General features: G+C 61.5%; 31 protein-coding genes, 1 pseudogene and 1 riboswitch. Of the genes and pseudogenes, 17 read left to right on the top strand and 15 right to left on the bottom strand.

The window, feature by feature from the left end; all coding sequences use genetic code 11:
* Positions 1–85 precede the first annotated feature (85 nt).
* The 7 genes from rutA to rutG are packed head-to-tail and all read left to right on the top strand — an operon-like array spanning position 86 to position 5,520.
* Positions 86–1,177: a pyrimidine utilization protein A gene (rutA, locus tag BFV67_RS07755; protein WP_023617762.1), complete on the top strand. Its 1,092-nt coding sequence runs from the start codon at positions 86–88 to the stop codon at positions 1,175–1,177.
* On the top strand, positions 1,177–1,866 hold the full coding sequence (gene rutB / locus BFV67_RS07750) for a pyrimidine utilization protein B (RefSeq protein ID WP_047745127.1): 690 nt from the start codon (positions 1,177–1,179) through the stop codon (positions 1,864–1,866). The genes rutA and rutB overlap by 1 nt, the downstream gene beginning before the upstream one ends.
* 11 nt (positions 1,867–1,877) lie before the next feature.
* A complete protein-coding gene (gene rutC, locus BFV67_RS07745) occupies positions 1,878–2,264 on the top strand; it encodes a pyrimidine utilization protein C (RefSeq protein WP_008499822.1) in 387 nt (128 codons plus the stop codon).
* A 7-nt stretch (positions 2,265–2,271) separates the two neighbouring features.
* On the top strand, positions 2,272–3,072 hold the full coding sequence (rutD, locus tag BFV67_RS07740) for a pyrimidine utilization protein D (protein WP_069598109.1): 801 nt from the start codon (positions 2,272–2,274) through the stop codon (positions 3,070–3,072).
* Positions 3,073–3,081: 9 nt separating this feature from the next.
* Positions 3,082–3,672, top strand: coding sequence for a malonic semialdehyde reductase (locus BFV67_RS07735; RefSeq protein ID WP_032651257.1), 591 nt, complete (start codon positions 3,082–3,084; stop codon positions 3,670–3,672).
* Positions 3,673–3,681: 9 nt separating this feature from the next.
* The gene (gene rutF, locus BFV67_RS07730) at positions 3,682–4,176 is read left to right on the top strand and encodes an NADH-dependent FMN reductase RutF (protein WP_023292823.1); all 495 of its coding nucleotides are present in this window, start codon (positions 3,682–3,684) and stop codon (positions 4,174–4,176) included.
* Between the two features lie 21 nt (positions 4,177–4,197).
* Positions 4,198–5,520, top strand: a complete 1,323-nt coding sequence (gene rutG / locus BFV67_RS07725) for a pyrimidine utilization transport protein G (RefSeq protein WP_069598108.1) — start codon at positions 4,198–4,200, stop codon at positions 5,518–5,520.
* 110 nt (positions 5,521–5,630) lie between these two features.
* On the opposite strand, the gene BFV67_RS07720 is transcribed toward rutG, so the two are convergent.
* A complete protein-coding gene (locus BFV67_RS07720; protein WP_069598107.1) occupies positions 5,631–6,551 on the bottom strand; it encodes a DMT family transporter in 921 nt (306 codons plus the stop codon).
* A 118-nt stretch (positions 6,552–6,669) separates the two neighbouring features.
* Positions 6,670–6,840: a con-10 family general stress protein gene (locus tag BFV67_RS07715; protein WP_013097201.1), complete on the bottom strand. Its 171-nt coding sequence runs from the start codon at positions 6,838–6,840 to the stop codon at positions 6,670–6,672.
* Between the two features lie 391 nt (positions 6,841–7,231).
* Here BFV67_RS07715 and wrbA point away from each other — a divergent pair, with 391 nt between their 5' ends.
* Together wrbA and BFV67_RS07705 are read left to right on the top strand one after the other, a co-directional pair.
* A complete protein-coding gene (gene wrbA, locus BFV67_RS07710; protein WP_008499831.1) occupies positions 7,232–7,828 on the top strand; it encodes an NAD(P)H:quinone oxidoreductase in 597 nt (198 codons plus the stop codon).
* Positions 7,829–7,848: 20 nt separating this feature from the next.
* Positions 7,849–8,076, top strand: a complete 228-nt coding sequence (locus BFV67_RS07705; protein ID WP_008499832.1) for a YccJ family protein — start codon at positions 7,849–7,851, stop codon at positions 8,074–8,076.
* A 32-nt stretch (positions 8,077–8,108) separates the two neighbouring features.
* Here the strand turns inward: BFV67_RS07705 and agp are convergent, their stop codons facing one another.
* On the bottom strand, positions 8,109–9,350 hold the full coding sequence (gene agp / locus BFV67_RS07700; RefSeq protein ID WP_069598106.1) for a bifunctional glucose-1-phosphatase/inositol phosphatase: 1,242 nt from the start codon (positions 9,348–9,350) through the stop codon (positions 8,109–8,111).
* Positions 9,351–9,502: 152 nt separating this feature from the next.
* Here agp and BFV67_RS07695 point away from each other — a divergent pair, with 152 nt between their 5' ends.
* Positions 9,503–9,946, top strand: coding sequence for a winged helix-turn-helix transcriptional regulator (locus BFV67_RS07695; protein ID WP_008499834.1), 444 nt, complete (start codon positions 9,503–9,505; stop codon positions 9,944–9,946).
* 125 nt (positions 9,947–10,071) lie between these two features.
* Positions 10,072–10,866, top strand: coding sequence for an SDR family NAD(P)-dependent oxidoreductase (locus BFV67_RS07690; protein WP_023343730.1), 795 nt, complete (start codon positions 10,072–10,074; stop codon positions 10,864–10,866).
* Between the two features lies 1 nt (position 10,867).
* Here the strand turns inward: BFV67_RS07690 and BFV67_RS07685 are convergent, their stop codons facing one another.
* Positions 10,868–11,227: a winged helix-turn-helix transcriptional regulator gene (locus tag BFV67_RS07685; protein ID WP_008499836.1), complete on the bottom strand. Its 360-nt coding sequence runs from the start codon at positions 11,225–11,227 to the stop codon at positions 10,868–10,870.
* A gap of 100 nt (positions 11,228–11,327) precedes the next feature.
* On the opposite strand from BFV67_RS07685, the gene BFV67_RS07680 reads away from it, so the two are divergent.
* A complete protein-coding gene (locus BFV67_RS07680; protein WP_069598105.1) occupies positions 11,328–12,077 on the top strand; it encodes an SDR family oxidoreductase in 750 nt (249 codons plus the stop codon).
* Between the two features lies 1 nt (position 12,078).
* Here BFV67_RS07680 and BFV67_RS07675 read toward each other — a convergent pair whose 3' ends face one another.
* On the bottom strand, positions 12,079–12,582 hold the full coding sequence (locus BFV67_RS07675; protein ID WP_069598104.1) for a DedA family protein: 504 nt from the start codon (positions 12,580–12,582) through the stop codon (positions 12,079–12,081).
* 159 nt (positions 12,583–12,741) lie between these two features.
* Positions 12,742–12,911: riboswitch (M-box (ykoK) riboswitch) on the top strand.
* A gap of 60 nt (positions 12,912–12,971) precedes the next feature.
* On the opposite strand from BFV67_RS07675, the gene BFV67_RS07670 reads away from it, so the two are divergent.
* Positions 12,972–13,973, top strand: coding sequence for a magnesium transporter (locus BFV67_RS07670; protein WP_021240818.1), 1,002 nt, complete (start codon positions 12,972–12,974; stop codon positions 13,971–13,973).
* Positions 13,974–14,058: 85 nt separating this feature from the next.
* Here BFV67_RS07670 and hpxK read toward each other — a convergent pair whose 3' ends face one another.
* From hpxK to hpxU, 7 genes are all read right to left on the bottom strand, one after another.
* Positions 14,059–15,288, bottom strand: a complete 1,230-nt coding sequence (hpxK, locus tag BFV67_RS07665) for an allantoate amidohydrolase (protein ID WP_069598103.1) — start codon at positions 15,286–15,288, stop codon at positions 14,059–14,061.
* The gene (locus BFV67_RS07660; RefSeq protein ID WP_069598102.1) at positions 15,285–16,526 is read right to left on the bottom strand and encodes a pyridoxal-phosphate-dependent aminotransferase family protein; all 1,242 of its coding nucleotides are present in this window, start codon (positions 16,524–16,526) and stop codon (positions 15,285–15,287) included. Before BFV67_RS07660 ends, hpxK begins: the two co-directional genes overlap by 4 nt.
* A 13-nt stretch (positions 16,527–16,539) precedes the next feature.
* Positions 16,540–17,277, bottom strand: a complete 738-nt coding sequence (locus tag BFV67_RS07655; protein WP_008499843.1) for an amino acid ABC transporter ATP-binding protein — start codon at positions 17,275–17,277, stop codon at positions 16,540–16,542.
* A complete protein-coding gene (locus BFV67_RS07650) occupies positions 17,258–17,914 on the bottom strand; it encodes an amino acid ABC transporter permease (protein ID WP_071882588.1) in 657 nt (218 codons plus the stop codon). Before BFV67_RS07650 ends, BFV67_RS07655 begins: the two co-directional genes overlap by 20 nt.
* Positions 17,914–18,579, bottom strand: coding sequence for an amino acid ABC transporter permease (locus BFV67_RS07645; protein WP_023292835.1), 666 nt, complete (start codon positions 18,577–18,579; stop codon positions 17,914–17,916). Before BFV67_RS07645 ends, BFV67_RS07650 begins: the two co-directional genes overlap by 1 nt.
* A gap of 4 nt (positions 18,580–18,583) precedes the next feature.
* Positions 18,584–19,366, bottom strand: a complete 783-nt coding sequence (locus BFV67_RS07640) for a transporter substrate-binding domain-containing protein (RefSeq protein WP_047745118.1) — start codon at positions 19,364–19,366, stop codon at positions 18,584–18,586.
* 191 nt (positions 19,367–19,557) lie between these two features.
* Positions 19,558–20,397 (bottom strand): MurR/RpiR family transcriptional regulator HpxU, encoded by an 840-nt coding sequence (gene hpxU, locus BFV67_RS07635; RefSeq protein WP_069598101.1) that lies wholly within the window; start codon positions 20,395–20,397, stop codon positions 19,558–19,560.
* A 142-nt stretch (positions 20,398–20,539) separates the two neighbouring features.
* Between hpxU and hpxW the strand changes: the two genes are divergently transcribed.
* Genes hpxW through hpxZ form a run of 4 tightly spaced genes read left to right on the top strand, consistent with a single transcriptional unit; the run spans position 20,540 to position 24,099 of the window.
* Complete coding sequence (gene hpxW / locus BFV67_RS07630; RefSeq protein ID WP_069598100.1) at positions 20,540–22,123, top strand: oxamate amidohydrolase; 1,584 nt, start codon at positions 20,540–20,542, stop codon at positions 22,121–22,123.
* A 10-nt stretch (positions 22,124–22,133) separates the two neighbouring features.
* Positions 22,134–22,322 (top strand): oxalurate catabolism protein HpxX, encoded by a 189-nt coding sequence (hpxX, locus tag BFV67_RS07625; protein WP_008499849.1) that lies wholly within the window; start codon positions 22,134–22,136, stop codon positions 22,320–22,322.
* The gene (locus BFV67_RS07620) at positions 22,319–23,716 is read left to right on the top strand and encodes an AtzE family amidohydrolase (RefSeq protein WP_069598099.1); all 1,398 of its coding nucleotides are present in this window, start codon (positions 22,319–22,321) and stop codon (positions 23,714–23,716) included. The genes hpxX and BFV67_RS07620 overlap by 4 nt, the downstream gene beginning before the upstream one ends.
* The gene (gene hpxZ / locus BFV67_RS07615) at positions 23,713–24,099 is read left to right on the top strand and encodes an oxalurate catabolism protein HpxZ (RefSeq protein ID WP_008499851.1); all 387 of its coding nucleotides are present in this window, start codon (positions 23,713–23,715) and stop codon (positions 24,097–24,099) included. Before BFV67_RS07620 ends, hpxZ begins: the two co-directional genes overlap by 4 nt.
* Before the next feature lie 114 nt (positions 24,100–24,213).
* Here hpxZ and puuE read toward each other — a convergent pair whose 3' ends face one another.
* The 3 genes and pseudogenes from puuE to BFV67_RS07600 all read right to left on the bottom strand — a co-directional run bounded on the left by puuE (position 24,214) and on the right by BFV67_RS07600 (position 26,618).
* Complete coding sequence (puuE, locus tag BFV67_RS07610; RefSeq protein WP_069598098.1) at positions 24,214–25,146, bottom strand: allantoinase PuuE; 933 nt, start codon at positions 25,144–25,146, stop codon at positions 24,214–24,216.
* Positions 25,031–25,902 (bottom strand): annotated as a pseudogene (gene hpxA / locus BFV67_RS07605) (allantoin racemase). The gene puuE and the pseudogene hpxA overlap by 116 nt, the downstream one beginning before the upstream one ends.
* The gene (locus BFV67_RS07600) at positions 25,902–26,618 is read right to left on the bottom strand and encodes a GntR family transcriptional regulator (protein WP_025912968.1); all 717 of its coding nucleotides are present in this window, start codon (positions 26,616–26,618) and stop codon (positions 25,902–25,904) included. The pseudogene hpxA and the gene BFV67_RS07600 overlap by 1 nt, the downstream one beginning before the upstream one ends.
* Positions 26,619–26,754 lie beyond the last annotated feature (136 nt).

Here is a 26,754-nt window from a genome sequence, read left to right as displayed (position 1 = left end):
CATTAATAACACTGCCATTTTCAAAACTGGCACTGCCTTTGCAAAAACACCGTTACACCTGCGACGTAATGAAGAGAGGTTCGTGATGAAAATTGGCGTATTTGTACCCATCGGCAACAACGGCTGGCTTATCTCGACCACTGCACCGCAATACATGCCGACCTTTGAGCTGAATAAAGCCATCGTGCAGAAAGCGGAGCACTACCATTTCGACTTTGCGCTTTCGATGATCAAACTGCGCGGCTTCGGCGGCAAAACCGAGTTCTGGGATCACAACCTGGAGTCCTTCACCCTGATGGCCGGGCTGGCCGCGGTCACCTCGCGGATCCAGATCTACGCCACCGCAGCCACCCTCACCCTGCCCCCGGCGATCGTGGCGCGCATGGCCTCCACCATCGACTCCATCTCCGGCGGACGCTTTGGCGTCAACCTGGTGACCGGCTGGCAAAAACCGGAGTACGAGCAGATGGGTCTCTGGCCGGGCGACGATTACTTCTCTCGCCGCTACGACTACCTGACCGAGTACGTGCAGGTCCTCCGCGACCTGTGGGGTACCGGTAAAAGCGATTTCAAGGGCGACTTCTTCACCATGAACGACTGCCGCGTCAGCCCGCAGCCCTCGGTGCCGATGAAGGTGATTTGCGCCGGGCAGAGCGACGCGGGAATGGAGTTCTCGGCGAAATACGCCGACTTTAACTTCTGCTTCGGTAAAGGGGTTAACACGCCTGCCGCCTTCGCCCCGACCGCCGCGCGCATGAAAGAAGCCGCCGACAAAACCGGGCGCGACGTGGGCTCCTACGTGCTGTTTATGGTGATTGCCGACGAAACCGACGACGCCGCGCGCGCGAAATGGGAGCGCTATAAGGACGGCGCCGACGAGGAAGCCCTGAGCTGGCTCACCGAGCAGAGCCAGAAGGACACCCGCTCCGGGGCGGATACCAACGTTCGTCAGATGGCCGACCCGACCTCCGCGGTCAATATCAACATGGGCACGCTGGTCGGCTCGTACGCCAGCGTCGCCAGAATGCTCGATGAAGTGGCGGCCGTTCCCGGTGCGGAAGGCGTCCTGCTGACCTTCGATGACTTCCTCACCGGCGTGGAGACCTTCGGCGAGCGCATCCAGCCGCTGATGCAGTGCCGCGCCCACATCCCTGCCGTCACGAAGGAGGTGGCGTAATGACGACACTTAACGCACGCCCGGAAGCCATCACCTTCGCGCCCCAGCAAAGCGCGCTGATCGTGGTGGACATGCAAAACGCCTACGCCAGTCAGGGCGGCTATCTGGATCTGGCGGGGTTCGACGTCTCCGCCACCCGGCCTGTGATTGAGAACATTAAAACCGCCGTCGCCGCCGCGCGCGCCGCGGGCATGCTTATCATATGGTTCCAGAACGGCTGGGACGACCAGTACGTTGAGGCCGGTGGCCCCGGTTCACCGAACTTCCACAAGTCGAACGCCCTGAAAACCATGCGCAAGCGGCCCGAACTGCAGGGCAAGCTGCTGGCGAAGGGCGGCTGGGATTATCAGCTGGTGGATGAGCTGGTCCCGCAGGCGGACGATATCGTCCTGCCGAAACCGCGCTACAGCGGCTTTTTCAACACCCCGCTCGACAGCCTGCTGCGCAGCCGGGGCATTCGCCATCTGGTCTTCACCGGCATTGCCACCAACGTCTGCGTGGAGTCGACCCTGCGCGACGGCTTTTTCCTCGAGTATTTCGGCGTGGTGCTGGAAGACGCGACCCATCAGGCCGGGCCGGAATTCGCCCAGAAGGCGGCCCTGTTCAATATCGAAACCTTTTTTGGCTGGGTCAGTAACGTTGCGGAGTTCTGCGACGCCCTGACTCCTCCGCTCGCCCGTATCGCCTGAGGAGACACACGATGCCGAAATCCGTAATCATCCCGCCGGGCACCAGCACGCCCATCGCCCCGTTTGTCCCCGGCACCCTTGCCGACGGCGTGGTGTATGTCTCCGGCACGCTGCCGTTTGATAAAGACAACAACGTGGTGTTTATCAACGACCCAAAGGCGCAAACCCGCCACGTGCTGGAGACGATCAAAACCGTGATCGAAACGGCGGGTGGCACGATGGAAGACGTGACCTTCAACAGCATCTTTATTACCGACTGGAAAAACTACGCCGCGATTAACGAAATCTACGCGGAGTTCTTCCCCGGCGATAAGCCGGCCCGATTCTGCATTCAGTGCGGGCTGGTGAAGCCGGACGCGCTGGTTGAGATCGCCACCGTTGCGCACATCGCGAAGTGAGGCAGGCATGAAACTCTCCGTCTCACCGCCCCCGTATGAGGGTGCGCCCGCGGTGGTCCTTATTGCCGGTCTCGGCGGCAGCGGCAGCTACTGGCTGCCCCAGTTGGCCGCGCTGGAACCCGAGTATCAGGTGGTGTGTTATGACCAGCGCGGAACGGGCAATAACCCCGACGCCCTGCCGGAAGGATACAGCCTGGCACAGATGGCGGACGAACTGGCCCAGGCGCTGGCTGAGGCCGGGATTGCCCGCTACAGCGTCGTCGGCCATGCGCTGGGGGCACTGGTCGGCCTGCAGCTGGCCCTCGACCGCCCCGACGCCCTCACCGCGCTGGTGTGCGTCAACGGCTGGTTGACCCTCAGCGCGCATACCCGCCGCTGCTTTCAGATCCGCGAGCGCCTGCTGCATTACGGCGGCCCGCAGGCGTGGGTTGAGGCGCAGCCGCTGTTTCTCTACCCGGCAGACTGGATGGCCGCTCGCGCCCCCCGTCTGGAGGCCGAAGAAGCGCTAGCGCTGGCCCACTTTCAGGGAAAAGCCAACCTGCTGCACCGGCTCAGCGCCCTGAAAAAGGCCGACTTCAGCCGCCACGCCGCACGCATCCGCTGCCCGGTCCAGATCATCTGTTCCGCCGACGACATGCTGGTGCCCTCTGTCTGCTCGTCTGAGCTGCAGGCGGCCATCCCGCACAGCCACAGCGCGGTGATGCGTCAGGGCGGACATGCCTGCAACGTCACCGAGCCGGACACCTTTAACACCCTGCTGCTGAACGGGCTTGCCAGCCTGCTGCACAGTCATGAACACGCTTTATAAGGAGCCTTAATGAGCGAAGCCATTACCCCCGCCGCGCTGGAAACCCTGTTCACCGGCGCCCGCACCCATAACGGCTGGCAGGATATTGCCGTCACCGACGAGACGCTGCGCGAAATCTACGACCTGATGAAATGGGGGCCAACCTCGGCCAACTGCTCCCCGGCACGGATTGTGTTTGTGCGAAGCGCGGAGGGAAAAGAGAAGCTCCGCCCGGCGCTCTCCAGCGGCAATCTGGAGAAAACGCTCACCGCCCCGGTCACGGCGATTGTGGCCTGGGACAGTGAATTCTACGAGCGCCTGCCTGAACTGTTCCCGCACGGCGATGCCAGAAGCTGGTTTACCGCAAGCCCCGCGCTGGCGGAAGAAACCGCCTTTCGCAACAGCTCTCTGCAGGCCGCGTACATGATTTTCGCCTGTCGCGCGCTGGGGCTGGACACCGGCCCGATGTCGGGCTTTGACCGCCAAAAGGTCGACGAGGCCTTTTTCACCGGCACGACGCTTAAAAGCAATCTTCTGATCAACATTGGCTACGGCGACCCGGGCAAACTTTACGGGCGCCTGCCGCGCCTGACCTTCGACGATGCCTGCGGGCTGGCGTAAGGAGCGATCATGACGACACCGGATAAGCAAACCTTTCGCGACGCCATGGCCTGCGTTGGCGCGGCGGTGAACATCATCACCACCGACGGCCCGGCGGGGCTGGCAGGCTTCACCGCCAGCGCGGTGTGCAGCGTTACGGATTCACCGCCCACCCTGCTGGTGTGCCTGAACCGCGGCGCGTCCGTCTGGCCGACGTTCAGCGAAAACCGCACCCTTTGCGTGAATACCCTCAGCGCCGGACAGGAGCCGCTCTCAAACCTGTTTGGCGGCAAAACGCCAATGGAAGAACGCTTCGCCGCCGCCCGCTGGCAAACGGGCGACACGGGCTGTCCGCGTCTGGAGGATGCGCTGGCCTCGTTTGACTGCCGCATCAGCCAGGTGGTGAGCGTCGGCACCCATGACATTCTGTTCTGCGACATCGTTTCGATTATTCGCCACCCGGCGCCGCAAGGGCTGGTGTGGTTTGACCGCGGCTACCACGCGCTGATGCGACCCGCCTGTTAAGGCGCTCTAAGGAGACAGACCATGTTCGGATTTCCCCACTGGCAGTTGAAATCGACCTCCACAGAAGCTGGCGTGGTCGCGCCGGATGAACGCCTCCCGCTCGGGCAGACGATGGTGATGGGCGTCCAGCACGCGGTCGCCATGTTTGGCGCCACGGTGCTAATGCCGATGCTGATGGGACTCGATCCCAACCTCTCGATTCTGATGTCCGGTATCGGCACCCTGCTGTTCTTTTTTGTCACCGGCGGGCGCGTGCCCAGCTATCTGGGATCCAGCGCCGCCTTTGTCGGCGTGGTGATCGCCACCACCGGGTTTAACGGCCAGGGAATCAACCCCAACCTGAGCGTGGCCCTCGGCGGCATCATCGCCTGCGGTCTGGTGTATACCCTGATTGGTCTGGTGGTAATGAAGATCGGCACGCGCTGGATCGAACGCATGATGCCCCCCGTCGTCACCGGCGCGGTAGTAATGGCGATCGGTCTGAACCTTGCACCGATTGCGGTGAAAAGCGTCTCCGGCTCGCCCTTTGAAAGCTGGATGGCCGTCGTGACCGTGCTGTGCATCGGTCTGGTGGCGGTCTTTACGCGGGGCATGATCCAGCGGCTGCTGATCCTGGTCGGGTTGATTGTCGCCTGTCTGGTATATGCCCTGCTGGCAAACGTTTTTGGTCTCGGCAAGCCGGTTGATTTTACGCTGCTGCATCAGGCCGCCTGGTTCGGCCTGCCGCAGATCACCTCCCCCACCTTTAACACCCAGGCGATGATGCTTATCGCCCCTGTGGCCGTTATCCTGGTGGCGGAAAACCTGGGTCACCTGAAGGCGGTCGCGGGGATGACCGGACGCAGCATGGACCCGTATATGGGCCGCGCGTTCGTCGGCGACGGGCTGGCGACCATGCTCTCCGGTTCCGTGGGCGGCAGCGGCGTTACCACCTATGCCGAGAATATCGGCGTGATGGCGGTGACCAAAGTCTATTCGACGCTGGTCTTCGTGGCGGCGGCGGTGATGGCGATGCTGCTCGGCTTCTCGCCGAAATTCGGCGCGCTGATCCATACCATTCCGTCACCGGTCATCGGCGGGGCATCAATCGTGGTGTTTGGGCTGATCGCCGTGGCCGGGGCGCGCATCTGGGTGCAGCATCGCGTCGACCTTAGTCAGAATGGCAACCTGATTATGGTGGCGGTCACGCTGGTGCTGGGCGCGGGCGATTTTGCCCTGACGCTGGGCGGGTTTACGATCGGCGGGATTGGCACGGCGACCTTCGGCGCGATCCTGCTTAACGCCCTGCTGAGCCGCCGGAAAGGGGATGTGGCACAAGGGGAAGCCATCACCCCATCCACCTGATATGTGTTTCACTTTCTTGCCGGGTGACGCTACGCTTACCCGGCCTACAGTTGGGATGTAGGCCCGCACAAGCGTAGCGCCGCCGGGCGAAACGGGCAGCGTGCGCGTTGTTAGCTATCTGCACCTTGTTCAGCACCTACCCCGGCAATCGCCTTACGTCGTTTTTTTAACTTCAACTCGCTCACCAGCACCCCGGCGACAATAAACGCCGCGCCCACCAGGGCCAGCAGCGGCAGACGTTCCCCGGCGAGTCGCCCAAAAATCCCTGCCCAGACCGGCTCGCCGGTGTAGATGACCGTTGCTCGCGTTGGCGATACGCTGCGCTGCGCCCAGTTCATGGTGACCTGGATAATGGCGCTGAAGATACCGAGCCCCAGCGCCACCACGACCAGGCCCGTGGACATCGGCGGCACGGACTCTCCTGCCGGCACCATGGTCGCAAAGGCCACCAGCGACGCGGTCGCGAGCTGCACCACCGTCACCCGTTTGACGTCGACCTTGCCCGCCCACGCGCTGATGAGAATAATCTCCGCCGCAATGGCAATCGCCCCAATCAGGGTAATGATCTCGCCCGGCCCCAGCGCCAGAAGATTGTTTTCCGGCCCGGCAAGCAAAATCAGGCCGATAAACGCCAGCACGATGCCAATACAGGACATCAGACCCGGCAGCCGCCCCAGGCACAGCCATTGTAGTAGCGGCACCAGCGGCACATACATGGCAGTGATAAACGCGGATTTGCTGCTGGAGATGGTCTGCAATCCCCACGTCTGCAGGCTGTAGCCCATGGCTATCGCCACCCCAATCGCCACGCCCGCCTTAAGCTCTTTCAGCGTCAGACCCCGCAGCGTTTTAAAAGATATTAGCCCCACGGCTAACGCCGCCGTCGCAAAGCGAAGGCCTACAAAGAAGAACGGATCGCTGAGGGTCACCGCGTACTGAACGGCCAGAAACGTCCCGCCCCAAAACATGGTGATGAGAATGAGGATGGCTTCCTGTGGTTTTACGGAGAACTTAAAGCGTGAGACAGACATGCGGCACCAGGAAATGAGAACAATTCTGTAGTGTGCGTTGCCTTTGGTTACAGTTCAATGTTGCAGAAATAAAAAAACCGCCGGGGGAAACCCGGCGGCAGGGAGTCAACCCGGCGAATTACTTATTACCGCCATGGCTGTTTTTCCCCCCTTTCTTGCCAGCCTCAGATGCGCGCTGAGGGTCATTTTTAAAATTCCCCCCGCTATGCTGGCCACCTTTACGGCCTGCTTCTGATGCTCTTTCACGGTCTTCTGCGAAATTACCTGAACCACCACGATGGTTTGCCATCTCTAACCTCCAGAGTGTGAAACATTAGACATCATATTGCATTCAGTAAAAGAGGATTCTTTCACCTCGCGGCTCAAGGACAACGCCTTTATCTGTGCCGCGTGAAACTAAGCTTAGTGGAATGAGGTTATCCGGCAAGCCGAAGGTAATATCCTGCAACATGATCTCAGTCTTTCGGGTGAGATGACGCGGCGGTAATTCATAAGCCTTTCTTATCATTTTAAAAATCCGCACCGGGAAAGTTGTATCATTTTGCTACAAAGCCATTTTTCTCCTCATGTTGTTATAAATCAAATAAATGGCGTTCATTTTTGCAGTCTGGCTGTGATGACATATCTTTAAAAGAGCGCAGCGATCCGCTGTCAGAGAAACCAACGAGGAGTGAAGCAAAATGGCAAAAGTTCTGGTGCTCTATTATTCCATGTATGGACACATTGAAACCATGGCTCACGCGGTAGCAGAAGGTGCAAACAGGGTTGACGGCGTTGAGGTTGTGGTGAAACGCGTACCGGAAACCATGCAGGCAGAAGCCTTCGCGAAAGCCGGGGGAAAAACACAAAACGCCCCGGTCGCCACCCCGCAGGAGCTGGCGGATTATGATGCCATTATCTTCGGCACCCCAACCCGCTTCGGCAATATGTCAGGCCAGATGCGCACCTTCCTCGATCAAACCGGCGGACTTTGGGCATCCGGGGCGCTCTACGGCAAACTCGCCAGCGTATTCAGCTCTACCGGGACCGGCGGCGGTCAGGAGCAGACGATTACCTCAACCTGGACTACCCTTGCTCATCACGGGATGGTGATTGTGCCAATTGGCTACGGCGCGCAGGAGCTGTTTGATATTTCCCAGGTGCGCGGCGGTACGCCGTACGGTGCAACCACCATTGCCGGTGGGGATGGTTCACGCCAGCCAAGCAATGAAGAACTGTCTATCGCCCGCTATCAGGGTGAATACGTCGCGGGTCTGGCCAAAAAACTCAACGGCTAACACCCAACAGGAGGACAAGCATGCCAACTCAAGAATCCAAAGCTCACCACGTGGGCGAATGGGCAAGTTTACGCAACACCTCTCCGGAGATTGCCGAAGCTATCTTTGAAGTCGCGAAATACGATGAAAAGCTGGCCGAGCAGATTTGGGAAGAAGGCAACGATGAAGTGCTGGTGCGCGCCTTCGAAAAAACGGACAAAGACTCGCTCTTCTGGGGTGAGCAAACCATCGAACGTAAAAACGTTTAAGCGTTTCCCCCCGCCTCAGCGGGGGTTCTCTCTTACTTCGCCGCGTTATTCATCACCGCATTGAATTTATCAACAGGACAGAAGCCGTTCGCATCCACCGGGCAGCCCTTCAGCTCCAGCGTCACGCGCTGCGCCGGAGACTGCAGCGACAGCACGCTGGCGTTGCGCAGCTGCTCTGAGCTCTGATAGACATACTCAATTTTCATCAGCTCCTGGTTGGCATTTTTGTCATGCCAGCGCTGGAAGACAATCTTGCCGCCAATCGGGGTGCGCTCCTGCTGGTCGTGCAGCTGGTACGGTTTGAAATCGAGGGCGGTGAGCAGGGAAGCAATGTTCGAATCATGCCCCACCAGCAGGGTGATCTTTGGCGCTTTCGCCTGCTCGGTGACCAGCGTTTTATCGATATACTTCACCAGCGGTTTCGCCACGTTTTGCGCCACCTCGGTAGAGGTAAACAGCGAGTCCTGATAGCCGTTTTTCAGCTTCGACAGCACGCGCCACTGCTGGTCGGCTTTGATTTCGCCCCAGGCGACCTGGTCGGCCGGGAAGCCTTCGTAATACTGCAGCGTGAACGCGTCCACCAGCGAGTTGCCCACCTTCAGCGGCCCGGATACGCCAGGCTCTTTTTCATAGTCGGCGCTGAAGGTATCTTTCGCGTCCGCCAGCGAGCAGACCTTTTTCTCTTTGCAGGACGGCGAGTCGGCGTAGTTGGTCATCTGCTCCAGCAGCTTGTAGCTTTCACCAAGCTGCATTTTCTGCCGCTCGGACTCCATCGCCTTGAGCGCTTTTTCGCGGAATTCCGGCGAGTTATCGGTAATCACCGGATTGAATGTCGGGTCCATGGTGCCCATTTTTTCCTGATGGTGCACGGGCAGATCGCAGCCCGGGAACGCGCCGGTAATGAAGAACTGCGCGGTGGCGACGGTGCGCTGCAGGCTGTTGGCGTAAGCATAAACGCTATCCGCCGGTGGACATTCTCCCGTCTTCACCATCCCCTGCTGCGCCAGCCACTCGCGCATGTAGTGCCCCATATACACCTCCAGCACGCCACCTTTGGTGGTGAGCTGGCCGCCCGGCACTTCCCACTCCGGCCACTGCTTCGGCGTGGACTGCTCCAGCACGCTGCCGTTATTGGCCAGCGGCGCGCGCAGGTTGTGACGGCTCATGATTAAAACTTGCTCCAGCTGATACCCTTCCGGCGTCTCTTGCGCCTGTACGCCAAACGTTGCTGAAATGGAACCGGCGACTGCCAGCGCGAGTAGTGCTTTTCTCATCCCTAATTCCTCACTCGTTTTAAAATGTCGCGTTCAGTGTGACAGGTTCGTCACAATTTTCCGGGAAGCATTTCTCAAACTGATGATTAACGTGCTTACGGAGTGTGCCAATTAGTTTTATAATAAAACCACACCCCACCGGAGAATTCGCTGTGAAACGTACCCGCCTTGAAGAGAGCACCTGCCCCGTCGCCCGTTCGCTGGATATCATCGGCGACTGGTGGTCGCTGCTGATCGTTCGCGACGCGCTTCGCGGTATTAAACGCTTCGGCGAGTTTCAGAAAAGCCTCGGTATCGCGAAAAACATGCTGACCACGCGGCTCAAGCTGCTGGTGGACGAAGGCATCCTCCGGCTTCAGCCCGCCTCCGACGGCAGCGCCTGGCAGGAATACGTCCTGACCGACAAGGGACGCGCCCTGCAAACCGTGCTGGTTGCCTTGTCCCAGTGGGGCAATGAATTTTTGTTCGCGGAAAACGAATGCGGCACCGTTCTCGTCGATAGCGAACAGCGCAAACCGCTGCGAAAACTGATGCTTATCGCTGACGACGGGCGCGAACTGACGCCTGAAGAGATCGTGGCCAAACTCCCCTCCTGAGCCCACCCGCCAGGCAAAAGCAAAAAAATCTCGCCAATGTGGTTGCATTATAAAACCAAATAGCAGAGAGTTAATTCAGTTTCATATTGAAACCAAATAACCCACTTTGCCTGAGGTAATGCATTATGACTACGCAAATCACCACCGCCCTGATCACGGGTGCCTCTTCCGGGATCGGTGCCGTCTATGCCGATCGCCTTGCCGCGCGCGGTGCCAACCTGGTCCTGGTCGCCCGCCGCGAGGATCGCCTGAAAACCCTCGCCGCCGACCTGCGCGCGCGCTACGGCGTGGCCGTTGATATTCTGGTGGCCGATCTCACCGATGAAGCCGGGATCCGCGCGGTGGAAGAGGAACTGCGCAGCAATACCGCCATTGATACGCTGGTTAACAACGCGGGCACCGCGCAGATGGCGCCGTTCCTCGCGGGCGAGGTGGCGCAGCATCAGGCCATCAATACCCTGAACACCACGGCGCTGATGCGGCTGACCTACGCCATTCTCCCGCGACTGGCGCGGAACAATCGCGGCACGCTGATCAATATCGCCTCGGTGTTATCGCTCCATGTCCGTGCGGGCAGCGCGCTCTACAGCGCCACCAAGGCCTGGGTACTGAGCTTTACCCGCGGACTGCAGGAAGAATTTGCCGACAGCAGCGTGCGCATTCAGGCCGTGCTGCCCGCCGCGACCGCGACGGAGATCTGGAGCCATTCTGGCGTCACGGTGGACGATCTGCCGGAAGGATCGGTGATGACCACCGACGATATGGTGGATGCGTCGCTGGCGGGTCTGGATCAGGGCGAACCGATCACCATCCCGCCGATGCATGACGTCAGCCTGTGGGACCGCTACGAAGCGGCACGCCTCGAGCTGTTTAACAGCGCGCGCACCGGCATCCCGGCTCCGCGCTACGTAAAGCAGTAGCCTAACGCTCCAGCTGGTCGCCGTACTCGCTCATCCAGGCGGCCAGCGGTGAGAGTGCATCCTGCAGGGTTAACCCCAGCCCGGTAATCTGATACTCCACGCGCGGCGGGATCTCCGGGTAGACCGTCCGCGTCACCAGCCCGCGCTGTTCAAACAGTCGCAGCTGCTTCGTCAGCTCTTTCTGGGTGATGGGTGCAGCCGCCCGCAGCAAATCGCCAAAGCGGACAGGCGTGTTAATCACAATAAGACGATAAAGGATCGGGATTGCCCATTTGCCGGATATCAGGTTGACAAACTGCGTCATCGGGCAGGTATAGGCCTCAGATTTTTTTTCACAGCACTCACCCAGCATTTCTGCCATAGCACACCTCTTGCCTCGTTAGTATCCATTTGGTACCTGGTTTCCTTTCGATACTAACGTTTCTATAGTGCTTTCTCCAGTGACATTTCAGGAGAAGAACATGGGTCGTTTAACCGATAAGTATACGTTGATTACCGGCGGCACCAGCGGCATCGGTCTTGCCACCGCGCAGGCGTTTATCGCCGAAGGCGCCCGCGTCGCCGTGACCGGACGCAACCCGGACACCCTCGCCGAAGCTGAGCGCATTCTGGGCGATAAGGCCTGGGTGATCCCGACCGATGCGGGCGATATCGCCTCGCAAAAAGCGCTGGCGGAAACCCTCGCCGCCCGCTGGCCGCGCCTGGACGCGGTGTTTCTCAACGCCGGCGACGTGACGCACGCGCCGCTGGAAGCCTGGCAGGAAGAGGCCTGGGACCGTCTGATGAACATCAACCTGAAGGGGCCGTTCTTTTTAATCCAGGCGCTGCTGCCGCTGCTGAACAACCCGTCCTCGGTGATCCTCTGCGGCTCCGTGAGCGCGCGCATCGGCCTGCCCACCAGCAGCGTGTATGCCGCGAGCAAGGCCGCCCTGCTGTCGCTGGCGCGCACGCTGTCGGCAGAGCTGCTGCCGCGCGGGATCCGCGTCAACGGCCTGAGCCCCGGTCCGGTGGAGACCCCGGCGTTTACGAAAACGGGCTTAAGCGACGAGGCGCTTAACGCGATGATGGCGGAAATCATCAAGCTGGTGCCGCTCGGCAGAATGGGCTCGACGACGGAGCTGGCAAAAGCCGCGCTCTATCTGGCCTCCGACGAGTCGAGCTACACGGTGGGAACGGAGCTGCTGGTGGACGGCGGAATGGGAAGTCTGTAATTCACAAGGCGCTGATGCCGGTGACCGCGCCGACATACAGCGCCGCCCACGCGCAGGCGGAAAGCAGGCTGACGGCGTAGACTTTGACGGCGTTCAGCCTGAGCATCCCCGCCGCCAGCGGCACGACATAGCGCAACACCGCCAGAAAGCGCGACGTAAACAGGGCGATGACGCCGTTCTTTTGTAGCTGATGCTGGACCCGTAAAAACGTAGCGGCATGCTTCGCCGTGAAGCGCGTGACCAGCCGGGTGTGCCCCATCAGCTGGCCGATATGGTAATTCAGCATCGAACCTGCCGTCGCCCCCATCACCACGGCCAGCCACGCCAGCGCCGGGTGCATGCTCCCCTGGGTGACGGTAATGCCCGCCAGCAACATCACCGACGCGGGCGGCAGCACGGAGGAGATCAGCACCGTGGATTTGCTCAGCGCCATCACGAATAACAGCGCGAACAGATGTGCCGGATACAGCGCAAAATGATTCAGCAGATGATCAAGCCACGCCATTTTCCTCTCCCCCGTTAATTATTTAATTCTCCATTTAAAATGAATAACCTTAAATAAACCCTCAACATTTTATTAATAAGATTTTTCTAAACCGTTCTTAAACATTATTTAATTTTCTGAGCGCTAAATTTAAACAGGCGTATTATCCCTCTCGTTTTACAACGATCTCGTTATGGCGAGGCTCCTGTACAAATACACGTTATCGCTCTGGTAGGTTCGAGAGAACCGGCACAGGGTAAAACAGGCACTGTCGAATCAAGGCTTTGTCAGTATAACTTCCCTTGCGGGATACGGTGTACAGTGCTGAACCCAGGACGTGGGGATCTCCTCTTCGACATGCCCTGTCTTGCTCGCCCCTGAGAGATGTTATTATTCAAAGGGAATTCACTATGTCTTACGCTATTCACAACCAAAACCTGGCATTCAATGACAGCGCGGTCGCGCAATATATGAATACCGATTTTATCGTCCTCGATATTGCATTATGCGTGGCGCTGGCGCGCGAGCAATTCTTCAAAAAATTAAAAGACGATGATATTCCGTCGCATATTTTTATTGAAGACAATGGCCGCCTTGCGGGGATGGTTGCCGTGCGCAAGCTGCTACAGACCACAGATACCGTACAGCCAATTAAAAGCCTGATGATTTCGCAGTTTTTGCAGGTCAAACCGGAGGATGAACGTGCCGATGTTGCAGGGCTGCTGGCGCACGGCGACGCAGATGTCGTGCCCGTGGTGACCCACGGCAAACTCGTCGGCTGCCTGACCGAGCGCGAAATTGCCCATCTGCTGGAAGATGACGTCACCGAAGATGCCCAGCTTCAGGGGGCGACGCTGCCGCTGGAGAAGCCCTATCTGGAAACCAGCGCCTTCAGCCTGTGGAAGAAACGCTCCGTCTGGCTGCTGCTGCTGTTTGTCGCCGAAGCCTACACCAGCTCGGTCATTCAGCATTTTGAAGAGGCGCTGGAGTCCGCCATCGCGCTGGCATTCTTTATTCCGCTGCTGATCGGCACGGGCGGCAACAGCGGGACGCAGATCACCTCCACGCTGGTGCGCGCCATGGCGCTGGGTGAAGTTCATCTGCGCGACGTGGGCCGCGTGCTGCGCAAAGAGATGACCACCTCGCTGATGATTGCCGTGACGCTCGGCATTGCCGGGTGCATTCGCGCCTGGATGATGGGGATTGGGCTGGAGATTACGCTCATCGTCAGCCTGACGCTGGTGTGCATTACGCTGTGGAGTGCGATCGTGTCGTCGGTCATTCCGATGGTGCTCAAGCGCTGCGGCATTGACCCGGCGGTCGTCTCCGCGCCGTTTATCGCGACGCTGATCGACGGTACCGGGCTGATTATCTACTTTAAGATCGCGCAATATACGCTGGGGCTGGAGTGATGTGATTCCTTGCCGGGTAGCGCTGCCGCTTACCCGGCCTACCCATCTCGTAGACCCGTGCAAGCGCAGCGCCGCCGGGCAACAATCAGATCGCACCAAGCGCTCTCACCGCCTGCCCAAATGCCTCAATCGCCAGGGCAACATCCTCAGCCATCACCGATTCCGCCGGATGGTGGCTTATCCCGCCCTTACAGCGCACAAACAGCATCCCCACCGGCCAGCGTTCCGCCAGGGCGATGGTGTCATGCCCGGCGCCGCTGGGCAGGGATAACGAGCGCCCCTGCACCGATTCAACCGCGTCGCCCAGCAGGCGCTGCATACGCGCATCGCACGGCGTGGCGGCGATCCGGTAAAACTCCTCGGCGCTGAAGCTCAGCCCGCGACGGGCGGCGATCGCCTGCGCCTGCGCCAGCAGTTCAGCGAGCAGCGCGTCCAGCGGGGCATCCTGCGGGCCGCGAATATCCAGCGAGAGCGCAACCTCGCCGGGGATGACGTTGACCGCGCCGGGCAGGCAGCGCAGTTCTCCGACCGTCGCCACCCGGTTGCCGCCCTGCTGCCGGGTGGTGTTTTCAATCAGCACCATCCACTCGGCGGCGGCGGCCAGAGCATCCTTACGATGGTTCATCGGCACGGTACCGGCGTGCCCGGCCTCGCCGGTGAAGCGGCAGTTGAGGCGGCGCGCGCCGTTGATGGCTTCCACCACGCCCAGCGCCAGCCCTTCCTGCTCCAGACACGGTCCCTGTTCGATATGCAGTTCCAGACAGGCGCTGAAATCCTCCTGATGGCGTGCCGCGAGCGCCACGCGAGTGGGATCGAGCCCCGCCTGCACCATCGCCTGCGCCACGCTGATGCCCTGGGCATCGCACGTCTCCAGCCAGCCCTGCGGCCAGGTGCCCGTCAGACCACGGCTGCCCAGCAGGGTGATGCCAAAACGGGTTCCCTCTTCGTCGCCAAAGCCGACAATCTCGATGGCCTGCGCCAGATGCCGCCCCTGCTGGTGCAGGCTATCCACCACTTCGATGGCGGTGAGCACCCCGAGCATGCCGTCGTAGCGCCCGGCGTTGCGTACGGTGTCCAGATGCGAGCCGAGCAGCACCGCCTGCGCCCCCTCCTGCGCGCCCTCGTAGCGTCCACAGATATTGCCCACGCTGTCCTGCCAGACGGTCATGCCCGCCTGGCGCATCCACTCTCCAACCAGCTGGTTGGCCTGGAGATGCTGCGTGGAGAGATAGACCCGCGTCAGGCCGTCCGGGGTTTCGCTGATGGCGGCCAGCGCGTCGGCGCGCGCCATCACCCGCTCTGCCGCCGGGCTCATTGCGGCGTCTCGCGACGATAGTGGTCCCACGCGGCCTGCATGGCGGCCCCCTGGGTGGTAGTGAATTTGAGGTAGTTCAGCACCGACTCCAGCGCGCTCAGGGTAGTCATCACGCAGTCCTTGCGCGCGTTGTAGCCCATGGTGCCAATGCGCCACACTTTGCCTTGCAGCGGGCCAAACGAGGTGCCGATTTCAATCCCGAAATCCTCCAGCATCAGCTTGCGCACCTGGTCGCCGTTGACGCCCTGCGGTATCACCACGCCCAGCACGTTGTTCATCTTGTGCTTCAGGTCGCCGAAGGTCTCCAGCCCCATCGCCTGAATGCCCTTCAGCAGCGCATCGCCGTGCAGCCTGTGGCGGGCGATGCCGTTATCCAGCCCCTCCTGCAGGATCAGTCGCGCGCATTCGCGAGCGCCAAACAGTGCGGTGGTCGCTTCGGTGTGGTGGTTCAGCCGCTCCGGCCCCCAGTAGTCCATCACCATGCCGAGATCGAAGTAGTTGGAGTAGATCATCTCCTCGTCGCCGTCGCGGTGGGCGTCGGTGCGAATACCCTCCTCCACGCACTTGCGGCGACGGATTGCCTCTTCCATCCGCGCGCTCAGGGTGATCGGCGACGTGCCCGACGGGCCGCCGAGGCACTTCTGCATCCCGGCCGAGACGGCGTCAAGCCCCCAGGCGTCGGTCTCCAGCGCGTTGCCGCCGAGCGACGCGGTGGCGTCGGTGTAGAACAGCACGTCGTAGCGGCGGCAGATGGCCCCAAGCTCGGCGAGCGGCTGCAGCATGGTGGTGGAGGTGTCACCCTGCACGGTCAGCAGCAGGCGCGGACGAATACGCTTAATCGCATCCTCCACCTGGTCCGGGGTAAACACCTCGCCCCACGGTACTTCGATGGTATGCACCTCCGCGCGGCAGCGGCGGGCAATTTCGCACAGCAGGTGACCAAAGCGGCCAAACACCGGCACCAGCACCTTATCTCCCGGGCGAATGGCGGAGACCAGAATGGCTTCAATCCCCGCGCGGGAGGTGCCGTCCACCAGCATCGTCCAGCGGTTTTCGGTGCGGAACACGCCGCGATAGAGCGCCATCACCTCGTTCATGTAGTGTGTCATGGCCGGATCGTACTGGCCGATCAGCTGGCTCGACATGGCGCGCAGCACGCGCGGGTCGGCGTTGATCGGGCCCGGCCCCATCAGCAGGCGCTGCGGCGGGTTGATTTGCGGAAAGTGTGCGATATCCATTGTTCAGTCCTTATCAGTTGAGGCCGCGCACGGAGGAGATGAACTGCTTCAGTTCCGTGGTCTGCGGGTTGGCGAACAGCGTTTTGCTGTCGCCCTGCTCCCAGACTTTCCCCTGGTGCATAAACACCACGCGGTCGCCCACTTCGCGGGCAAAATTCATTTCATGGGTAACCAGTATGAGCGTCATCCCCTCGGCTGCCAGCTGCTCCAGCACCTTGAGCACTTCGCCCACCAGCTCCGGGTCGAGGGCGGAGGTGATCTCGTCGCAGAGTAACACTTTCGGCGACATCGCCAGCGCGCGGGCAATCGCCACGCGCTGCTGCTGGCCGCCGGACAGGCTCGACGGGTAGTAATCCAGACGATCGCCAAGCCCCACTTTCTCCAGCATGCGCTGGGCCAATTCGCGGCATTCGGCGGCGCTTTTCTTCAGCACCCGACGCGGGGCGAGCATCACGTTCTCCAGCGCCGTCATGTGCGGGAACAGGTTGAAGCTCTGGAACACCATCCCGACCGAGCGGCTGATTTCACGCGCCTGGGAATCCCGGTCGGTAATGGTCATGCCGCCCAGCTTGATGCTGCCGTCCTGATAGCCTTCAAGGCCGTTGATGCAGCGCAGCAGCGTGCTTTTGCCCGATCCGCTGCGCCCGATGATGGAGATCACCTGGCCCATGTCGATATCCAGATCGACGCCCTTGAGCACGTGGTTATCGCCGTAGTACTTCTGCACCTGATTAATGGTGATGAGAGGCATTGAATTTCGTCTCCAGATAGCGGCTGTAGCGCGACAGCGGATAACACAGAATAAAGTAGCCCAGCGCCACCAGCGCAAAGACCTTAAACGGCTGATAGGTCACGTTGGTCAGCATGGTCCCGGCCTTGGTCAGCTCGACAAAGCCGATGATCGACGCCAGCGCGGTGCCTTTGATCACCTGCACGGCAAAGCCGACCGTCGGCGCAATGCCGATGCGCAGCGCCTGCGGAGCGACCACGCGAAACAGGGTCTGTCCAAAGGTCAGCCCCAGACAGCGCGACGCTTCCCACTGCCCCTTCGGCAGCGCGCGAATGCTGCCGTACCAGATATCGAGCAGAAACGCGCTGGTGTAAAACGTCAGCGCCAGCGAGGCGGCGGTCCACGGCGAGACGTCGATGCCGAACAGCGCCACGCCGAAGAAGGCCAGGAACAGCTGCATCAGCAGCGGCGTGCCCTGAAACAGCTCAATATAGCCGCGGATGATGCGCTTCACCGTGCGCCCGCCCGTCAGGCGCAGCAGCAGGAGCGGCAGCGTTACCACCGCCCCGCCGACAAACGCCACCAGCGACAGCAGCACCGTCCAGCGTCCGGCCAGCAGCAGGTTGCGAATAATGTCCCAGTCGGTAAAGGTGGTCATCATGCCTGCACCCCCAGCCATTTGCGTCCTGCCGCCATCATCAGCTGGCGCAGGGTAATCGACAGCGCCAGGTAAATCCCGGTGGTCACCAGATAAACCTCAAAGCTCAGAAACGTTCTGGACTGGATCAGGTTGGCGGCGAAGGTCAGCTCTTCATACGAGACCTGCGACACCACCGACGAGCCGAGCATCACGATGATGCACTGGCTCACCAGCGCCGGGTAAATGCGCTGCAGCGCGGGCGGCAGCACCACGCGAATAAAGGTCTGCAGACGGGTCAGCCCCAGCACGCGCCCGGCCTCCCACTGCCCTTTCGGCGTGACCTGAATGCCCGCGCGGATAATCTCGGTGCTGTACGCGCCCAGGTTCACCACCATGGCCAATAGCGCCGCTTCCCCCGCCGTCATCTTCAGGCCCAGATTCGGCAGGCCGAAGACGATGAAAAACAGCTGCACCACAAACGGCGTGTTGCGGATGATTTCCACGTACGCGCCCCAGATCCGGCTAAACCAGGTGGTGCGTCCGCTGCGGATCGCCGCCCCGACAATCCCTGTTGCCAGCCCGCCGACGGTCGCCATCACCGTCAGCTGAATGGTGACCCACAATCCCGCCAGCAGCGCCGGCCAGTGCGGCCAGAGGGCTGAAAAATCAAGTTGCTCCGTCATCGGCTCAGGCGCCAAGGTTTGCCGGCAGCGGGGCCTTCAGCCATTGCTCAGACAGGCCGTTCAGCGTGCCGTCCTTGATGCCCTGCTCAATCAGCGCGTCCACCTTTGCCTTCAGGGCCGGTTCATTTTTCTTCAGGCCAATGAAGCACGGCGAGTCTTTCAGCATAAAGCTCGGGACCGGGGCTTTCGCCGCGTTCTGGCGCGAAATGGCCGCCACCACGAGGTTGCCGGTCGCCACGTACTGCACCTGGCCAGAGAGGTAGGCGGAGAGCGTGGTGTTGTTGTCTTCGTAGCGTTTCACGTTGGCATCTTTCGGCGCCAGGCCGGTCAGCACCATGTCCTCCACCGCCCCGCGCGTCACGCCGATGGTTTTTCCGCTCAGCGCGGCGGCGTCCTTCAGTTCAGCCCCTTTCGGGCCAAACACGCCGAGGAAGAACGGCGCGTAGGCGCGGCTGAAGTCGATCACCTTCTCGCGCTCCGGGTTTTTGCCGAGGCTTGAAATGACCAGATCCACCTTGTCGGTTTGCAGGTACGGCACGCGGTTGGCGCTGGTCACCGGCACCAGCTGCAGCTTGAGCTTCATCTGTTTGGCGAGATAGCGCGCCATGTCGATGTCATAGCCCTGCGGCTGCAGATCGGTCCCCACCGAGCCAAACGGCGGGAAGTCCTGCGGAACGGCAATGCGAATCGTGCCGCGCTTCTCGATATCCTGAAGCTGGTCAGCCTTTGCCGGCAGCTGTGTGAAGAGGCATGCGGCCCCGGCCAGTGCAATTAACAGTTTTTTCATGGTGCTTCCCCGTAACGTTAACATGAAACAAAAGATTCTTTGAAGGTGTTTTTGCAACTAATGTGCCAGATAAGGCGAAGCGGGGATTTTTCTAATAAAGCCTGATAAAACGCGGGCGGGGCGAAAACGCTCTCCATTTTCGCCCCGCCCTTATGCACCATTTTAATGCAAAGCACCACCCTGATGCCCCATTATCGCTGTTCGAGTTCGTCCAGCTGCTGGTAGAGGGAGGCGATCTCGTGAATGCGCGGACGGCCCTTATCGAGAATGTCATGCAGGAAGGCGTTCGCCAGCAGGTTGATCAGACTGTTGACCGACGAATAGCTGTCATAGGCGGAGACGCTGTCCAGCGGGGTGCAGAGCCGCCAGCTCGCCAGCGGAAACAGGCTGTGGGCCTGCGGCTCGCACATCAGCAGCACCGGAATACCGCTGCTCTGAAGCTGCTGCAGCAGCGGACGGATGATGCGCGGGCGACGGCGAAAGGCCATCATCACCACCAGATCGTCCGGCGTTAAGTCCACCAGCTCCTCGCTCAGGCTCTGCCCCGGCTGCGGCAGCACCAGCACCTGACCGCGCGCCTGCAGCAGCTGCTGGCGCAGATGAAGCGCCGCCGGATAAGCGTTACGCATGCCGATAATGACGATGCGCCGCGCCCTGACCATGCAGGCTATGGCGTCGGCAAACTGCTGCGCGTCAAGGGCATTGACCCACTGGGTCAGGTTCGCCATCTCCTGCTTATAGTGGCGCGCCAGCAGCGTGTTGCCCTGCACCGCGTCGCGGTTATCGGTGAGCGGCATTCCGCTCTGACGCAGGGTGCGCAGCTCGTCGCGCATGTCCTTATATTTCTCATAGCCCAGCCGCTTAAACAGACGGCTCACCGTGGCTTTCGACACCCCGCTCAGCTGCGCAAGCTCGGCGCTGTTGTAGCTAATCAGATCGTCAAAATGGTCGAATATAAAGTCCGCCACCCGCTGCTCCTGCGGCGACAGCGACGGGTATTGTGCTTTCAGACGTTCATCTAACTGTTCCATAGCGCCTCTGTAACTTTTGTTTCATTACATTGTACCTTTTTTGTATGTATTCATTATACGTGCCAGTTTAATGAAACTTTTCTTTCAGAACTGGAACAGCTTTTGCAGCACCTTGTGACTTTCAGGGTTACGAGGACGCTTCATGCAAAGTAATGTCTCCACGCACGGCATGGCCGTTGCGCCCCACAATCTTGCCAGCCAGAGCGCGCTGGCGGTGCTGCGCGAAGGCGGCAGCGCGATAGAGGCGATGGTCGCGGCAGCGGCCACCATCGCCGTGGTTTACCCGCATATGAACGGGCTGGGCGGCGATGGTTTCTGGCTTATCGTGCCGCCGGAAGGCGACCCCATCGCCATTGACGCCAGCGGCGCGGCGGGATCGCGCGCGACGCTGGCCGCCTACGATGGGCTCACGCAGATCCCCCATCGCGGACCGCAGGCGGCGCTGACCGTCGCCGGCACGGTAAGCGGTTGGGACGAGGCGCTGAAGGTCTCGCGCGAAATGACCGGCAAAACGCTGCCGCTGGCCCGCCTGCTGGCCGACGCCATTGACTATGCGCAGAACGGCACCCCGGTCACGGCCTCTCAGGCCCACGCCACGGCCAGCAAGTTCGACGAGCTGAAGGCCATCCCCGGCTTCGCGGAAACCTGGCTGGTGGACGGTAAGCCGCCGCAGGTCGGGAGCCGCTTTTACCAGCCCGCCATGGCCACGACCCTGACGCGTCTGGCGGAAGAGGGTCTCGACAGCTTTTATCGCGGCCCGCTGGCGAACGTACTGGCGCACGGCATGGAGACGCTGGGTCTCCCCGTGACGCTGGCCGATCTCAACGCCCACGCGGCCCGGCGCACCACGCCGCTGAAGCTGGAGCATCAGCAGGGAGAGATCTTTAACCACGCCCCGCCAACGCAGGGGCTGGTCTCGCTGGCGATACTCGGCATCACCGATCGCCTGAACATGGCGGAGGCCGACGACGCCGAAACCCTTCACCGCATCGTGGAAGCCACCAAGCTGGCCTTTGGCCTGCGCGATGCCCACATCACCGACCCGCGCGCGCTGAAAACCGATGTTCAGAAACTGCTGGATCCCGCCGCCCTGCAGGCGCTTGCCGACAGGGTTGACGACAGTCGCGCGGCGCCGTGGGGAACCGGAAAAGGCCCCGGCGATACGGTGTGGATGGGGGTGATGGACAGCAGCGGGCTTGCCGTCTCGTTTATCCAGAGCCTTTATCACGAGTTCGGCAGCGGCGTTGTCCTGCCCGATACCGGCATCGTCTGGCAGAACCGGGGCGCATCCTTCAGCCTCGATCCCGCCCATCTTCTGGCCCTCGCGCCGGGCAAACAGCCGTTCCACACCCTGAACCCGGCGGCGGCGCGTCTGAAGGACGGGCGCGTGATGGTCTACGGCTCGATGGGCGGCGACGGACAGCCGCAAACCCAGGCCGCGCTCTTTACCCGCTACGTTGTCCAGGGCATCCCCCTGCAGGAGAGCATCACCCGCCCACGCTGGCTGCTGGGGCGCACCTGGGGGCAAACCTCAGACACCTTAAAGCTTGAAGGGCGTTTTTCACCCGAGACGGTCGCGCGCCTGCGGGCACTCGGTCACGAGGTGGAGCTATTCCCTGACTTTAGTGAAGCCATGGGCCACGCGGGCGCCATTGTTCGCCACCCCAACGGGCTGTTTGAAGGGGCATTTGACCCGCGCAGCAACGGCGCGGCCGCCGGATTCTGAGGAGAAAACAATGACGACACACCAACCCGACTGGCAGGCGTACCTGGCGCAGATGGAAACCGTACTCGGCGTGACGCTGGATGACGCCCGCCGCGCCGAGCTGCAGCTGCAGTTCAGCCGCATAGCCAGCATGGCCGCCCCGCTGATGGCGCTGCCGCTCGACGACCGTCTGGAGATCGCAGGAGTGTATAAAGCATGACGCTACACGAGATGAGTATCAGCGCGATCCAGCAGGCGCTGAGCGCGGGCGAGCTGAGCGCTCGCGAAATTGCCCGCCAGACGCTGGAGGCGATTGCGCGCGTGAATCCGCAGATCGGCGCCTGGACCGCCGTGACGGAAGCACGCATGCTCGCCGAGGCCCACAATATTGATACCCTGCGACGGGAAAAGCGTCCCCTGCCGCCGCTGGCGGGCGTACCCTACGCGGTGAAGAACCTGTTTGACGTTGCCGGTCACACCACCCTCGCCGGGGCCGAGCTGTTCAGCCAGCGCCCCGCCGCGGCCGCCGACAGCTTCGCCGTGCGCCAGCTGCGCAGCGCGGGCGGGCTGTTGACCGGGATGGTCAATATGGACGCCTACGCCTACGGCTTTACCACCGAGAACAGCCACTACGGCGCGACGCGTAACCCGCACGATCTGACGCGCATTGCGGGCGGGTCGTCCGGCGGTTCAGCCGCCGCGGTGGCCGCCGGGCTGGTGCACTTTTCGCTCGGTACCGACACCAACGGATCGATTCGCGTTCCGGCCTCCCTGTGCGGCATCTACGGCCTCAAGCCCACCTTTGGCCGCCTGTCGCGATCCGGCAGCCATCCGTTTGTCGCAAGCCTGGATCATATCGGCCCCTTCGCCCGCCGCGTATGCGACCTGGCGTCCGTGTACGACGCGCTGCAGGGCCGGGACACCAGCGACGGTTTTCAGGCAGAGAGCTCGCGCGAACAGACGCGCCCCCTGCTTGACCGCGGGCTTGACGGCCTGCGCTGCGCGGTGCTCGGCGGCTACTTCACCACCTGGTGCGACGCGGACGCCAGAGACGCCGTGGCGCGAGTGGCGAAGGCGCTCGACGTGCAGGATGAGCTTCTGTTTCCTGACGCCGAGCTGGCGCGCTCCGCGGCGTTTATCATCAGCGCCTCCGAGGGTGGAAATCAGTACCTGCCCGCGCTTCGCCGGGAGCCCGAGCGTTTTGAGCCGCACTCCCGCGAACGCCTGCTGGCCGGGGCGATGATCCCCTCTGCCTGGTACATTCAGGCCCAGCGGTTTCGCGCGCAGGCACGGCAGGCGTTTCACGCGCTGTTTGCACGAGCCGACGTGCTGATTGCCCCGGCAACGCCGCGCAGCGCCACGCGTATCGGCGAGCAGACCATGGAGATTAACGGTCAGCCGCTTCCCATCCGCGCCAGCATGGGGATGCTGACCCAGCCGATTTCGTTTTTAGGCCTGCCCGTGACCACCGTTCCGCTGCGCACCGCGCAGGGCGCGCCCATTGGCCTGCAGCTGATTGCCGCGCCGTTTAACGAGCAGGCCTGCTTGCGCGTCGCGCGGGTTCTGGAAGAGAGCGGCATCACCGATGCCCGTCCGGCGGAGATAGCAACATGATGAATCACGATGACATTAACCTCCCGTGGGTGGTTGCCGAGGTGACGGCCGCGTTTTACCGCTATGAGGACGCGCTGGTGAGCAACAACGTTGCGGTGCTGGACGAGCTGTTCTGGCACGACAAAAACACGGTGCGGCTGGGGGCCGGTGAAAACCTTTACGGGATCGATGAAATCCGCGCTTTTCGTGCGGCGCGCCCCGCCGCCGGGCTGCAGCGGACGCTGCGCCACACCGTCATCACCACCTTCGGGGAGGATTATGCCGTGTGCAGCACCGAGTTTACCCGCGAGAGCACAGAACGCATTGGCCGCCAGCAGCAGACGTGGGTGCGGTTTGCCTACGGGTGGCGCATCGTGGCGGCGCAGGTGAGTTTGATGGTGTAACGCTGAAAACCCGCCCGGTGGCGCTGCGCTTACTAGGCCTACAATGTCCCGTATGCTCTGCGGGTCCTGTAGGCCGGGTAAGGCGCAGCCGCCACCCGGCAAAACATCGCACACTTACTTCTGAAACGGATGTACGTCCCGCCAGTGGTCGGCAATCTGCTGGCGGGTACAGACCCACACCCGCTCGTGCTGCTCAACGTAATCCAGGAACCGCTGCAGCGCGCGAAAACGCCCCGGTCGCCCGAGCAGGCGGCAGTGCATGCCGATGGACATCATCTTCGGCGCGCTTTCCCCCTCTTCGTACAGCACGTCAAAACTGTCCTTCAGATACGTATAAAACTGCTCGGCGGTGTTAAATCCCTGCGCGGTCGCAAAGCGCATGTCGTTCGCATCCAGCGTATACGGCACGATCAGGTGCGGCTTGCGGGAGCCGTCACTGCAGGCCACTTCCGTCCAGAAGGGCAAATCGTCGCCGTAGTAGTCGCTGTCGTAGTCAAAACCACCGTGCTCCACCACCAGCTGGCGCGTGTTGGGGCTGTCGCGCCCGGTGTACCAGCCCGCTGGCGGCTTGCCGAACAGGTCGGTCAGAACGTGCACCGCCTTGTGCAGATGTTCGCGCTCCAGGCTGATGTCCATATTTTGATAGTGGATCCAGCGCCAGCCGTGGCTGACCACGTCGTAATCCGCCGCTTTGATCGCCTCAACAATCTCCGGGTGACGCGCCAGCGCCATCGCCACGCCAAAGACCGTCAGCGGCAGGCCGCGTTTCTGAAATTCATTGTGGATCCGCCAGAACCCGGCGCGGCTGCCGTATTCGTAGAGGGAGTCCATCGACATGTGTTTGTCCGGGTAGCTGGCCGCGCCGATGATGTCCGACAGGAACTGCTCGGATCCGGCATCGCCGTGCAGAACGTGGTTTTCCGCCCCTTCCTCATAGTTGAGCACAAACTGCACGGCGATGCGTGCCTGATTCGGCCACCGCGCGTGCGGCGGGTTGCCCGCGTAGCCGCGCAGATCCCGCGGATAATCCTGTTCGAAAAGCCCCATTGCCACCCCCAAAAATTAAAATGGATTCAATGCCTGAAATTGTCCGCTTAACGCTTTGTTCTCCGGGAACGCCAGATCGCCGTGCTTGCTGGTCGACAGCCCCAGCGCCACCAGCGATTCCACCATCTTCACCGCCGCGCTGACGCCGTCGATCACCGGCACGCGCAGCTCGCGGGTCAGCTCCTGCGCCAGGGTCGCCATGCCGCCGCAGCCCAGCACGATGGCACCGCAGCCATCCTCTTGCAGCGCCTGTATACAGCGCGCGCGCACCTTCTCCTGCGCCAGACCGCTGCCGTCTTCCAGCGCCAGCACCGGGAGATCGATAGCGTGCAGCGCCGCGCAATGGTCCTGAAAGCCATACTGGTGCAGCAGATGACGGGCAATGATCAGCGTGCGCGGCAGCGTGGTAACTACCGAAAAGCGCGTCGCCACCAGCGTCGCCATATGCATGGCGGCCTCCGCAATGCCGACTACCGGCCCCTGCGCCAGCTCGCGCGCCGCCAGCAGGCCCGGATCGCCAAAGCAGGCGATGACGTGACCATCCACGCCCTGCTCCCTGCCTTTTTTGATCTGTTCCAGGACACCGACGGCGGCGATGGCCTCATCGAAGTGGCCTTCTATGGACGGCACGCCCGCGCTCGGGCAGACCGCGAGGATCTCCGTCCCCGGCGCCGCCACCGCGCGGGCCGCCGCGCCGATGGTTTCCGTCATGGCGAGGCTGGTGTTGGGGTTGATCACTTGTATACAGACAGACATTACGACTCCTTGTGGCCGGCAAACAGCCGGGCAAAATCAGGCAGGCACTCGCCCGCCCGCTCAAAGCAGAGGCTGGCGACGATATGTTCAAAATGGTGCATGAGGGCATCGCTTAGTGGTTCAAGCGCCTTCTGGCGCAGCAGATCCACCAGCTGTTCGTGATCGTTGCAGCGGCAGCCCTGACGCCACGGCGCGCCCCAGGTGGCGATCACCAGCGAAGAACGCTGGCTCAGGCCGGTCACCATCTCCGTGAGCACCTGGTTGCCGGAGATAGCCTGCAGCTGAATGTGGAAATTGGCGGAGTGGCGAATCGCCGCCGGGCCGTCATAGGCCTCGTGCGCCTGCTGCTCCTGGCGAATAATGGCCTCCAGCGCGGCAAGGTGCGGCGGCTGACAGTGCGCCAGCACGTCCGGCAGGTTAGCGACCTCCAGCAGCGCGCGGGTGCGGAAGATGTGCCGCGCCTCTTCCACCGTCGGGCTGGCGACGTGTGCACCACGCTTGGGCGTCAGGGTGACCATTTGCACAGCAGCGAGTCGTTGAAGCACCTTGCGGATGCCCGTGCGGCTCACGCCAAAGACCTCTGCCAGCGCCTCTTCCGGCAATTTGCTCCCCGGCAGCAGCTGGTGTTCGACAATCGCGGTCATCAGCGCCTGGAAGATGGTTTCGTCTTTGTCATGCTGGTCTGGCGCGGTCTGCAGGGCGTTTATGTTGTTCATTCACCACTCCGAATTTACTTTCCGTTATCGAATCGTATACATAACAATAAAATATTGCATACAAGATTTATTATTTTGGCCTGGATCCTGCAACACCGTTTGCACTCCCACTCAACGGGTTTTCATTCACAGGAGC

The sequence above is a fragment of the Enterobacter roggenkampii genome, assembly GCF_001729805.1.
Lineage (GTDB): Bacteria > Pseudomonadota > Gammaproteobacteria > Enterobacterales > Enterobacteriaceae > Enterobacter > Enterobacter roggenkampii.
The sequence above is the reverse complement of the archived record's forward strand: the minus strand, read 5'-3'. Positions and strand labels throughout refer to the sequence as shown.